Genomic DNA, 9,684 nt, shown 5'->3' with positions numbered 1-9,684 from the left:
TCTACTGCTTCGAATTCGAAGGGGCCGCGCCGAAAGCGGGTCCCGTGCTGGGGCACACTGGCGCCATGTCCCTGTCCGATCTCGGCACCGCGGTCCGCTGGTTGCGCGAACACACCGAGCCCGCCGCCGCCGGACTGCCGGCCGGCGGGCTGCGGAACACCGGGCGGCGGGCTACCCGGCTGACGCGTCGCTCGCCGCGCTCGTCGACGAGCTGCGGACCACCAGCCGTCCGTTCGACACCCTGTGGCGCACCCCGAAAACCGTCTCCTCCTACGGGAACCGGGCCGTGTTCCGGCATCCGGACGGGAACGCCATCGCGCTCGACGGCACCCTGCTGGAGGTGCCCGGAGACGGTCTGATGGCGGTGGTCCTCACGCCGGCCCCGGGCTCGGCCGACGCGGCCCGGCTCGGCGAGGTCGTCCGCGCCGCCGGCGGGCCGGCCGTGGTCAGGGTGGGCCAAACCGGCCCAGGCTGATCGAGCTCGCGGCCACGATCCTGAGGTCCATGTGGATCAAGGGAATCGTCGGCGTGCCCGCACGCCTCTGCGGCCGCGCCGCCGTGCGCCGGTGACCGACGTCACTTGCTTCGAGTTCGAAGCAGCAGTAGCCTGATCCGCAGTTGCTTCGAATTCGAAGCACGTTGAACCCAGCAAAGGTGAGAACCGTGATGAAGGCAGTGCGTTTCCGCGAGTACGGCGAGCCTGGTGTCCTGCGTTACGAGGACGTGGAGCAGCCGGTCCCGGGAGCCGGGCAGGTCCGGATCCGCGTCGCCGCTACGTCGTTCAATTCCGTCGACGGCAACATCCGCGGCGGCTTCATGCGCGGCCCCATCCCGGTGGTGCTGCCGCACACTCCCGGCATCGACGTGGCCGGCACGGTCGACGCGCTGGGGGAGGGCGTCGACGGCCTGCGGGTCGGCGACGAGGTCATCGGGTTCCTGCCGATGGACGGCGACGGCGCCGCCGCGGAGTTCGTCATCGCGCCGGCCGAGGTCCTGACACCGGCACCCGAGAGTGTCCCGCTGGCCGACGCCGCCGCACTGCCGCTGGTCGGGCTGACGGCGTGGCAGGCGTTGTTCGACCACGGCAACCTGCAGCCGGGGCAGCGCGTGCTGATCAACGGTGCCGGTGGCGCGGTCGGCGGGTACGCCGTGCAGCTGGCGAAGGGGGCCGGAGCCCACGTCATCGCCACGGCCAGTCCGCGCAGCGGCGACGCGGTCAAGTCGGCCGGTGCCGACGAGATCGTCGACCACACCACCACCGGGGTGGCCGCGGCGGTGACCGAGCAGGTCGACCTCGCGCTCAACCTCGCACCGGTCGACCCGGCCGAGCTGGCCGCGTTGGTCGCCCTGGTCCGGCCGGGCGGGGCCGTGGTGAACACGACGGTGTGGATGCCCGCTCCCGCCGACGAAGAACGCGGCGTGCGCGGCATCGACCTGTTCGTCCGCAGCGACGCCGGACAGCTGGCGAAGCTGGTGGCGCTGGTCGACCGCGGCGAACTGCGCGTCGACGTCGCCGAGCGGGTACCGCTGCCCGAACTGCCGGCGCTGCACGCACGGGCCGCCGAGGGTGCGGTGCACGGCAAGGTCGTCGTCGTTCCGGCCACGACCTGAGCGCCGGGCGCTCAGGCGGGTGCGATGATGCGCCGAACGCTGTCGCGGAGCAGGGTTCGGCGTTGCTCGTGCAGTTCCGGGGGTTCCCCGTCGCTGGCGGCGTAGACGTTGCTGACCGGTGACCACGCCATCGACATCGCGATGACCATGGCCATCAGGTCGAACGGGTCTCCGGCCCGGACGATGCCCGCGGCCTGGGCGTCCGCGATGGCGCGCAGCTTGGCGTCGTCGAGGCGGCTGCTGTCCTCGACGAGGTGACCGGTCGGGCGTCGCTCCAGGCGCGCCCAGGTGGCCAGCCGGATCAGATCGGGGCGGCGGAGGTACTCGTCGTAGAGGCGGACGGCCCAGCCGGCGAGGTCGGTCGCGTCGATCGGCACCACGGTCATGATCCGTTCCAGTGAGCCGAAGAAAATGGCGTCGAACAGCCCGTCCTTGCTGCCGAAGTAGCCGTAGAGCTGCGCCTTGTTGGTGCGGGCGGCGACCACGATGCGTTCGACGCGTGCCCCGGCGATCCCGTGCTCGGCGAACTCCTGGGTCGCCACCTCTAGGATGCGCTGCCGGGTGGCGGCGCCACGGGAGGTCAGGGGCTTGTCGGCCATGCCGGTCACGATAACAACAGACCAGTCGGTTTGCCGAATCGACGGCGTCCGGCTACGGTCGTAATAGACCGAACAGTCTGTTTGTTGAGGAGTGACCATGCGAAGCACCCTGGGCTGGCAAGCCGGCCGCGCCGGCACCCCGTTGCGGCGGACATCGCTGGAACGCCGGGAACTGCGGGCCGACGACGTCGCCGTGCGCGTGGACTACTGCGGTGTCTGCCACAGCGATCTCCACGCCGTCGATGCCCACACCGGCGCGGCGCCGTTGGTGCCGGGCCACGAGTTCACGGGCGTGGTGACCGACGTCGGGCCCGAGGTCACCCGGTTCGCCGCCGGTGACCCGGTCGCCGTCGGCAACATCGTCGACTCGTGCGGCGTGTGCGCGATGTGCCGGGCCGGGCAGGAGAACTTCTGCCACGAGTTCCCCACCCTGACCTACGCCGGCACCGACCGCCACGACGGAACCACCACGCTGGGCGGGTACTCCCGCGAGTACGTCGTCCGCGACGAATTCGCCTACCCGCTTCCCGCCGGGCTCGACCCCGCGGCCGCCGCTCCGCTGCTGTGCGCGGGGATCACCGTCTGGGAGCCCCTGCGCGCCCTCGGTGTCGGGCCCGGCACCCGAGTCGCCGTGGCCGGGCTCGGCGGCCTCGGACACCTCGCGGTCAAGTTCGCCGTCGCACTCGGGGCGGACACCACGGTCATCAGCCGGTCGGCCGGCAAAGCCGGCGACGCCCGCCGGCTGGGCGGCCACGACCTGATCGCCTCCACGGACGAGCACCGGATGACCGCGGCCCGGGACCGGTTCGACGTCGTCATCGACACCATCGCGGTCCCGCACGACGTCGCCCCGTACCTCAGGCTCGTCGCGCTCGACGGAACCCTCAGCCACCTCGGGCACCTCGGCCCGGTCACGGTGCAGGCGGCAGACCTGTTGGTAGGACGCAAAAAGCTCAGTTCCGCGGGCAGCGGTGGCCGTCCCGCCACCGCCGCCATGCTGGAGTTCTGCGCCCGGCACAACGTCACCGCCGACGTCGAAGTCCTCCCGTCCGCACGCGTCAACGAAGCCCTCGAACGCTTGGAACGCAACGACGTCCGCTACCGGTTCGTCCTCGACATGTCCGACCTGCCGCAGAACCACTGACGGTCAGCTGCGCCTCACGGCAGCGGGCGTTTCGGCGACGCCGTCGGCGGCTGTGAGGCCGAGAGCGGCGAGCAGCAACGCGCAGTCTTCGGCATCCTTCGCCGCCGACGCCACCAGCCGGGCACCGTGGTAGCGCTGGGCGCGGGTGAGCTCGACGGGATCGGACCCGGTCTCTTCGGGCCGTGCCGCGGCGCGCCTCATCGGTGCGGCGACAGACGTGGGGAAGCCGGTCCTCGGGACGTCGCAGTGGTCATCGGTCCTCCGCCGGTATCGGCTGTTTCCGACGGTACCGCCAGGGGCTGGGGCGGGACGCGCGCCGACAGCCGGCGCGGCCGGACTCCGCAGTATAGCCCCGACGGCGCCGCCGCTCGCGCACCTTCGTGCACCGCACCCGCGGTGGCGGAGCTGATCCGGACCTTGTCTTTTCCGAGTCGGCGATCCGGCACGCCGCTCACCGCGGCCGCCGCCCGGTATCCCGGCGACACCGACGCGCGCGACATCCTCGACCGGATCCAGCGTCTGCGCGACGTCGCAGGCCCTGACCGGATCGTCCGGTTCGATGCCCTCAGGTCGTGGCCACCCGGGGGTTGAGCCCACCGCCGAGGACGGAGCGGTGGTGCGGGTATTCCGGTGAGCGGTGCTGGAAGGACAGGATCGCGGGGTTGCGGATCGTGCCGTCCTGGATCTCCACGGCCCGCCGGACGGTTTCGTTTTTGTCCCATGTGGAATGTCCGGAAAGGACATTGCGCAGGTGTGGCAGCAGGGCTTCGCTGATTTCCCAGGTCGCCGAGTTCCACAGGTAGGAGGGGCTGTGGTCGACGGCGTAGTAGGTGATGCCGTCCCCGATCGGGAAGGTCGGCCGGGTGAAGCTCGTCGGCCGGGCCCAGCTGAAGCCCATGCCTTCGTCGCAGGAGACGTCGACGATGAGGCTCCCCGGCGCGAAGGCGGCGAGATCCTCCTCGATGAGGAACGTCAGTGGTGCGCCGGTGTCCTGCAGCACGCAGTTGACGACGATGTCGTGCTCGGCGAGGAACCCGGCCAGTGGTACCCGGCCGTTGCCGGTGATCGCGTGGCTGCGGCGGAGATCTCCCGGGTTGTTCGCGTCGTGGTCGAGGTGCACCATCGTCGCGGAGTGGATCGGCGAGCCGACCGCGCTCAGGCCGCGCGCGGTGAGGACGTCGACGTCGTGGACGCCGTGGGCGTTCAGCGCGGTCACCGAGCCGCGTGCCGTCGCGCCGAAGCCGATCACGACCGCGCGCAGCCGCCGGCCGTAGTCCCCGGTCGACCCGATCAGCTGCAGGGCGTGCAGCACCGAGCAGTAGCCGGCCAGCTCGTTGTTCTTGTGGAAGACGTGCAGGCCGAACGAGCCGTCGCGCCGCCAGTGGTTCATCGCCTCGAAGGCGATCACGGTCAGCCGCCGGTCGATGGCCAGCTGGGTCAGCTCGACGTCCTGCACGCAGTGCGGCCAGCCCCACAGCACCTGGCCGGGCCGCAGCTCGGCGACGTCTTCCCGAAGCGGCTTGGCGAGCAGGACAACATCGCACTCGGCGATCAGCTGCTCGCGCGTGCGCAGCCCCGCGACGGCGGCCGCGAGGCGCTCGTCGGGCACGCCGAAGGGTTCGCCGTAGCCGTGTTCGAGGTAGATGGTCTTCCGGAGATCGGCGTCGATCCGGTCCAGGTGGTGGGGGTGGATCGGCAACCGCCGTTCGTTCTCTTTCCGTGAACGCGCGATGACGCCGAGACTGAGCTGGTGCACGGTGGCCCCTTTGCTAGACCCCAGTCTTAACACACTCAGCGCAGTCGTCGTGTACGCTCGGTGGTGTCCGAGAGCATTTCGTGCGCGAGTGGCCGAACCTGCGCAGTCCTCGGCCCCCATCCGGCCGACCACGGGACACGTCGACGGCCACGTCGTCCGGCTCGAAGGATTCCGGTCACAGGGGTCCGGCACCCTGACCGTGATCGGCTGGGACCGTCACCGGCTGACGATGCTGGTCATTCCGCCGGAAACCAGCCGCGACGCCGCGCAGCACGTCCTCGCGACCGCGGCCGACAAGGACAACACCGACGCCGGTGCGCGCCTGTTCGCCGCCGCCGGGACGACCGAGGGTGGCGTACCGCTGCCCGCCTGAACCACGCCGCTTCCGGTGGCGTCCACGAAAGGATCCCCGATCACCAATTCCACAGTGGACAGTTCGCTGTTCAGTCATCCCGTCGTCGAGCTGCCCCGGCCCGGGGCGCTCACCGCACCCCAGGACTTCCGCTACGGAGGTCTGTTCCGCCAGCCGGCGTACACCCCGGCACCGCCCTCCGACGGTGCGGCCGAACCCCGCCCGGCGAGCACGTGGGCACACGACCCGTCCGGACGCCGCGCCGGCTGGTAGCCGCTCACTCAGTTCTTTCTCTCGCGGGCGAAGTGCGGTTCCGCCGCTTCCAGCCGCGGTACCGAGATGCCCAGCCGTCGTGCTTCGGCCAGGGTGTCCCGGCAGACCTCACGCGGCTCCTCGGCGTCGGGGTCGGTGTGCGTCTCAAGACTCACCCGCAAGGGCGCGACATGAGCGGTCAGCCAGGCGAACGCGGGGGCCGTCAGCCAGGTGGGCGCCCGGAACAACAGCACACCGCCCCGGTGACGTCGCAGGTCGACGCCGCGCGCCTCGAGGAGCGGCAGCAGTTCGCGGCCGGCGAGCAGCCCCTCGCGCAGGTCACCCGTCGCCCCGGCCAGCTTGGACAGGGAACCCCGCCGCAGGCCCTGTGAGTGCAGGCCGGCATTCGACACGAAATGGACCCACAGCCAGCCGCGGAAGTCGGGCTGCTCCTTGAGCCGGAACCCGGCCTCGCGAAACACCTCGCGCACGGCCCGCTCCCGGTCGTTCGGGGGCTGGCCGAGGGTGCCGAAGATGACCGACCGCAGCAGCACTCCACGGAGCACGCCGTCCGCACCGAAACCGCCGCCCGCCTGGGGAAAGCCCCAGGCGATCCGGTCGAGGGGGAGTGCGCCGGCCGCGGCAGGCGGCTCGGCCCAGACGTTGCCGAAGACCAGGACCGTGGCCCGGCCGACCCTCGGGGCCAGGAAGGCCGTCGCCTCCGCGACGCGGTGGTGGGGCACGCTGAGCACGATCAGGTCGAAGTCGTGGTCCGGCTCCAGCGCCTCGCGGTAGCGCGTCGGCCACTTCTCCACGACACGCTGCCCCCACACCCGGCGCCGCATGTCGAACAGGTCGAGGTCCACTGCGTCCCCATACGTCGCCGCGCGGCCCGGGCGGACGTAGAACTCGACGTCATGTCCCGCCTGTTCCAAGGCCCAGCCGTAGATGGTGGCGATCACGCCTCGGCCGAACATGAGGATCTTCAAGTCGCACCTCGTGAGCTATGATGGAAATGGAGGTCATCTCCACTTTCCAAAATATGGAGATCATCTCCATTTGTCAACGCGAGGGAGCACATGACGGCCGACAAGCCGCTGCGGGCCGACGCCCAGCGCAAGCGCGAAGCCCTGCTCGCCACAGCACGGGAGGTCGCCGCCGCCGGCGATTTCTTCGACCTGCGCTTCGATGACTTCGCCAGCCTGGCCGGGGTGGGCACCGGCACGCTGTACCGCCACTTCCCGACCCGGGAGGCGCTGGCCGAGGCGGTCTACCGCGACGAGGTCGCCACGCTGTGCGACTGTGCCCGCCGGCTGCAGGCCACGTTGCCCGCGGAGGAGGCCTTGACGACCTTCCTGCGCGACATGATCGAGTACATCGACGCCCACCGGGGCCTGGCCCGGACGCTGGCCACGCTCATGGCCACCGGTTCGGGCGCGATCGCCGAGGGCAGCCGGGCACTGGAGCAGGCCGTCACCGACCTGGTCGCCGCCGCGGTGAAAGACGGCGCCGTCCGCGACGACGTGGGAGCCGGTGCCGTCATGATGGCCCTGCACGGCATCAGTGCGGCCCACGACCGCCCCGGCTGGCGAGCCGAGGCCGACGGTGTCGTCACCCTCCTGCTGGACGGGCTCCGCCAGTCGCCTCCGGACGGCAAGTCACGTCGGTGAGGTCAGGTGAGAACGGCCTTCCCGGCGTTCGATGCCCGATCTTCGTGCCGCGTCTCAGCGCGTTCGGTGTTCATCGACTGCACCGCGGCACCCACGCTCGAGGCGAACAGGGTCGCGGCGGCGCCGGTGGTGTCGTCGTCGCGGGCGGTGAGCCAGCCGTCGATGAGGCCGTCGATGCCGGCGAGGATCACCGCGGCCCAGTGCCGGAGAACGGCAGGCGGCGTGTCTTTCTGCCACTTGCCGAGCAGTTCGGCGATCAGGTCGAGGTACTGCGTGCGTTCCCAGAGGGCGAGGTCGGTGAGGGCCGGATCGGTCCGGGCGACGACGATCAGCTCGGCCAGGACGAGGAACTGTTTCGGTTCGGCACGCACGCGGGCGAGCTGCCCGTGGATGGCTGTGGACAGCGCTTCGGTCAACCCTTCGCTGCCGGGGTCGAGCTGCCATGCCGTCGAGAGCGCGCGCTCGCTCTCGCGGGTGAGCAAAGCGCGTAGCAGCGCGGCTTTCGAGTCGAAGCAGTAGTGGAAGACCCCGTGCGGGACCCCGGCGCGTTCGGTGATGGCCCGGGTGGTCGCGCCGCTGATCCCGCGGTCGCTCATCACCTCGATCGCCGCGTCCAGGAGCTGTTCGCGGCGTTCGGCGAGGCTTCGGCGCGACGAGACGGGTTCGCGGTCCATGGCTGCACCTTAACACGCACTTGGCCACTTGACTTGGACGTTTGACCAAGTCGCGGGTAGGGTCGACGGCGTCCCCCCGGCAGAGCGGTGAGGAGCCACGATGAGGAAATGGGCGATCTTGGCCGGCGCGATCGTGCTGGAGGTCGCGGCCACGCTGGCTCTCCGGGCGGCGATCGACAACGCCTGGTGGGCGGTGCTGACGGTCGCCGGGTACGCCGGCGCGTTCGTGGCGCTGTCCGCGCTGCTGCGGCTGGGTGCCCCGATCGGCGTCGTCTACGGAACCTGGGCGGCCGCGGGTGTCGCCCTGACCGCGGTCCTCGGCGCGGTGCTGTTCGCCGAGCCGTTCACCCCGCTCATCGGGATCGGCATCGCGGCCGTGATCGCCGGCGTCGTCCTGGTGGAGACCGATCACGGGCGTGAGGTGCGGTCATGACGTGGGTGCTGCTGGCCGGCGCGATCCTGGCGGAGGTGGCGGCGACGCTGTCGCTGCGGGCTTCGGAGGGCTTGAAGAAGAAACGGTGGATCGCGCCCATCGCGGTCTGCTACGTCGGCGCCTTCGGGTTGCTGACGGTCGCTCTGGCGCAAGGCATGCCGGTCGGGATCGCTTACGGCGTCTGGGCGGCCTGCGGCGTCGCGTTGACGGCGATCGGGGCGCGGGTGTTCTTCAAGGACGCCCTGACCAAGCGGATGGCCGCCGGCGTCGGGCTGATCGCCGCGGGCGTGCTGATCATCGAACTCGGCGCGACCGCGCACTGAACGCGGGAGACGCGATGGCCAGGTTGAGGCACGAGACGATCTTGATCGTCGGCGCGTCCTCGGGGATCGGTGCCCAGGTGGCCCGCGATGTCGCGGGCCACGGCAACCGGCTGGTGATCGTCGCCCGGCGGGCGGGGGAGCTCGCGGCGGTGGCGGCCGACGTCCGCGCGGCCGGGAGTCCCTGCCTCGACATCGTCGCCGACGCGCTCGACCCGGCAGCCGCGGCCGCGGTGGTGGCGCGGGCGGTGGCGGAGTTCGGCGCGGTGGACGTCGCGCTGCTCAACGTCGGCCAGGGGCCGGACATGTCCATGGCCGAGGTCGACGTGGCCGACGTCGCCCGGGTGATGTCGGTGAACTACGACGTCACCGTGAACTACCTGGTCCCGCTCATCGCGCAGCTGCGCCGCCAGGGCGGTGGCTTGATCGCCCAGACCAATTCGCTGGCGGGCCTGATGGGCATCCCGCGCCAGGGCCCCTATTCGGCCGCGAAGGCCGCGGTGCGCACCCTGATCGACGCGGCGCGGGTCGAGCTCTCTCCCGAGGGGATCCGGTTCACCTCGCTCTATCCCGGTTTCGTGGCGACCGCACGCGTCAGCACCGACGGACTGCCGAAACCCTTTCAAATCAGCGAAAAACAGGCGGCTCGGCACGTCGTCCGGGCCCTCCGGCGGGAACCCGCCGACGCAGCCTTCCCGTGGCCGACGGCCACGCTGGTCCGCCTCCTGCGCGTGCTGCCCGCGCGCGTTTCCGATGTCCTGCTGCGGAAACTGGCCCGCTAGTGTCGCGCGTCTGAGGTTCGTTGACAGCGGCCCGGGGGATGCGCCCCAATGTGGCGTTGGTTGCGTCTGACGCACCGAACGCCACATTGGG

At 71.0% G+C, this 9,684-nt stretch carries 15 protein-coding genes; 10 read left to right on the top strand and 5 right to left on the bottom strand.

Annotated elements, in window-relative coordinates; genetic code table 11:
• The first annotated feature begins 4 nt into the window (after positions 1–4).
• Together CF165_RS53640 and CF165_RS20550 are read left to right on the top strand one after the other, a co-directional pair.
• Complete coding sequence (locus CF165_RS53640; protein ID WP_338023424.1) at positions 5–475, top strand: MmyB family transcriptional regulator; 471 nt, start codon at positions 5–7, stop codon at positions 473–475.
• Positions 476–666: 191 nt separating this feature from the next.
• Positions 667–1,611, top strand: coding sequence for an NADP-dependent oxidoreductase (locus CF165_RS20550; protein ID WP_093949158.1), 945 nt, complete (start codon positions 667–669; stop codon positions 1,609–1,611).
• An 11-nt stretch (positions 1,612–1,622) separates the two neighbouring features.
• Here the strand turns inward: CF165_RS20550 and CF165_RS20545 are convergent, their stop codons facing one another.
• Positions 1,623–2,210 (bottom strand): TetR/AcrR family transcriptional regulator, encoded by a 588-nt coding sequence (locus CF165_RS20545; RefSeq protein WP_093949157.1) that lies wholly within the window; start codon positions 2,208–2,210, stop codon positions 1,623–1,625.
• Between the two features lie 97 nt (positions 2,211–2,307).
• Here CF165_RS20545 and CF165_RS20540 point away from each other — a divergent pair, with 97 nt between their 5' ends.
• The gene (locus CF165_RS20540) at positions 2,308–3,354 is read left to right on the top strand and encodes an NAD(P)-dependent alcohol dehydrogenase (protein WP_093949156.1); all 1,047 of its coding nucleotides are present in this window, start codon (positions 2,308–2,310) and stop codon (positions 3,352–3,354) included.
• Positions 3,355–3,357: 3 nt separating this feature from the next.
• Here CF165_RS20540 and CF165_RS20535 read toward each other — a convergent pair whose 3' ends face one another.
• Positions 3,358–3,555 (bottom strand): hypothetical protein, encoded by a 198-nt coding sequence (locus CF165_RS20535; RefSeq protein ID WP_093949155.1) that lies wholly within the window; start codon positions 3,553–3,555, stop codon positions 3,358–3,360.
• A gap of 195 nt (positions 3,556–3,750) precedes the next feature.
• Here CF165_RS20535 and CF165_RS50290 point away from each other — a divergent pair, with 195 nt between their 5' ends.
• The gene (locus CF165_RS50290) at positions 3,751–3,945 is read left to right on the top strand and encodes a hypothetical protein (RefSeq protein WP_143268621.1); all 195 of its coding nucleotides are present in this window, start codon (positions 3,751–3,753) and stop codon (positions 3,943–3,945) included.
• On the opposite strand, the gene CF165_RS20530 is transcribed toward CF165_RS50290, so the two are convergent.
• Positions 3,920–5,110 carry a N(5)-(carboxyethyl)ornithine synthase gene (locus CF165_RS20530; RefSeq protein ID WP_093949154.1) on the bottom strand — a complete coding sequence of 397 codons (1,191 nt, stop codon included), beginning with the start codon at positions 5,108–5,110 and terminating at the stop codon, positions 3,920–3,922. The two genes, CF165_RS50290 and CF165_RS20530, sit on opposite strands and share 26 nt — an antisense overlap.
• 88 nt (positions 5,111–5,198) lie before the next feature.
• Here CF165_RS20530 and CF165_RS50285 point away from each other — a divergent pair, with 88 nt between their 5' ends.
• Both CF165_RS50285 and CF165_RS20520 read left to right on the top strand, forming a co-directional pair.
• On the top strand, positions 5,199–5,483 hold the full coding sequence (locus CF165_RS50285) for a DUF5994 family protein (protein ID WP_143268619.1): 285 nt from the start codon (positions 5,199–5,201) through the stop codon (positions 5,481–5,483).
• Positions 5,484–5,537: 54 nt separating this feature from the next.
• Positions 5,538–5,735, top strand: coding sequence for a hypothetical protein (locus CF165_RS20520; protein ID WP_093949153.1), 198 nt, complete (start codon positions 5,538–5,540; stop codon positions 5,733–5,735).
• A gap of 8 nt (positions 5,736–5,743) precedes the next feature.
• On the opposite strand, the gene CF165_RS20515 is transcribed toward CF165_RS20520, so the two are convergent.
• Positions 5,744–6,703: a ketopantoate reductase family protein gene (locus CF165_RS20515; protein WP_093949152.1), complete on the bottom strand. Its 960-nt coding sequence runs from the start codon at positions 6,701–6,703 to the stop codon at positions 5,744–5,746.
• Positions 6,704–6,793: 90 nt separating this feature from the next.
• Here CF165_RS20515 and CF165_RS20510 point away from each other — a divergent pair, with 90 nt between their 5' ends.
• The gene (locus tag CF165_RS20510; protein ID WP_093949151.1) at positions 6,794–7,384 is read left to right on the top strand and encodes a TetR/AcrR family transcriptional regulator; all 591 of its coding nucleotides are present in this window, start codon (positions 6,794–6,796) and stop codon (positions 7,382–7,384) included.
• Positions 7,385–7,386: 2 nt separating this feature from the next.
• Here CF165_RS20510 and CF165_RS20505 read toward each other — a convergent pair whose 3' ends face one another.
• On the bottom strand, positions 7,387–8,058 hold the full coding sequence (locus tag CF165_RS20505) for a TetR/AcrR family transcriptional regulator (RefSeq protein ID WP_093949150.1): 672 nt from the start codon (positions 8,056–8,058) through the stop codon (positions 7,387–7,389).
• 100 nt (positions 8,059–8,158) lie between these two features.
• Here CF165_RS20505 and CF165_RS20500 point away from each other — a divergent pair, with 100 nt between their 5' ends.
• The 3 genes from CF165_RS20500 to CF165_RS20490 are packed head-to-tail and all read left to right on the top strand — an operon-like array spanning position 8,159 to position 9,593.
• The gene (locus CF165_RS20500; protein ID WP_093949149.1) at positions 8,159–8,491 is read left to right on the top strand and encodes a DMT family transporter; all 333 of its coding nucleotides are present in this window, start codon (positions 8,159–8,161) and stop codon (positions 8,489–8,491) included.
• Entirely contained in the window at positions 8,488–8,814 is a 327-nt protein-coding gene (locus tag CF165_RS20495) for a DMT family transporter (RefSeq protein ID WP_093949148.1), read from the top strand. Before CF165_RS20500 ends, CF165_RS20495 begins: the two co-directional genes overlap by 4 nt.
• Positions 8,815–8,828: 14 nt before the next feature.
• Complete coding sequence (locus CF165_RS20490; protein ID WP_093949147.1) at positions 8,829–9,593, top strand: SDR family NAD(P)-dependent oxidoreductase; 765 nt, start codon at positions 8,829–8,831, stop codon at positions 9,591–9,593.
• Positions 9,594–9,684: the final 91 nt, after the last annotated feature.

Source organism: Amycolatopsis vastitatis, from assembly GCF_002234595.1.
GTDB lineage: Bacteria > Actinomycetota > Actinomycetes > Mycobacteriales > Pseudonocardiaceae > Amycolatopsis > Amycolatopsis vastitatis.
This window is presented reverse-complemented; position numbering and strand designations above follow the sequence as displayed.

Coding starts and splice junctions, on each gene's coding strand:
- CF165_RS20550 (WP_093949158.1), top strand. CDS start 667: ATGAAGGCAGTGCGTTTCCGCGAGTACGGCGAGCCTGGTGTCCTGCGT.
- CF165_RS20545 (WP_093949157.1), bottom strand. CDS start 2,210: ATGGCCGACAAGCCCCTGACCTCCCGTGGCGCCGCCACCCGGCAGCGC.
- CF165_RS20540 (WP_093949156.1), top strand. CDS start 2,308: ATGCGAAGCACCCTGGGCTGGCAAGCCGGCCGCGCCGGCACCCCGTTG.
- CF165_RS20535 (WP_093949155.1), bottom strand. CDS start 3,555: ATGAGGCGCGCCGCGGCACGGCCCGAAGAGACCGGGTCCGATCCCGTC.
- CF165_RS20510 (WP_093949151.1), top strand. CDS start 6,794: ATGACGGCCGACAAGCCGCTGCGGGCCGACGCCCAGCGCAAGCGCGAA.
- CF165_RS20505 (WP_093949150.1), bottom strand. CDS start 8,058: ATGGACCGCGAACCCGTCTCGTCGCGCCGAAGCCTCGCCGAACGCCGC.
- CF165_RS20500 (WP_093949149.1), top strand. CDS start 8,159: ATGAGGAAATGGGCGATCTTGGCCGGCGCGATCGTGCTGGAGGTCGCG.
- CF165_RS20495 (WP_093949148.1), top strand. CDS start 8,488: ATGACGTGGGTGCTGCTGGCCGGCGCGATCCTGGCGGAGGTGGCGGCG.
- CF165_RS20490 (WP_093949147.1), top strand. CDS start 8,829: ATGGCCAGGTTGAGGCACGAGACGATCTTGATCGTCGGCGCGTCCTCG.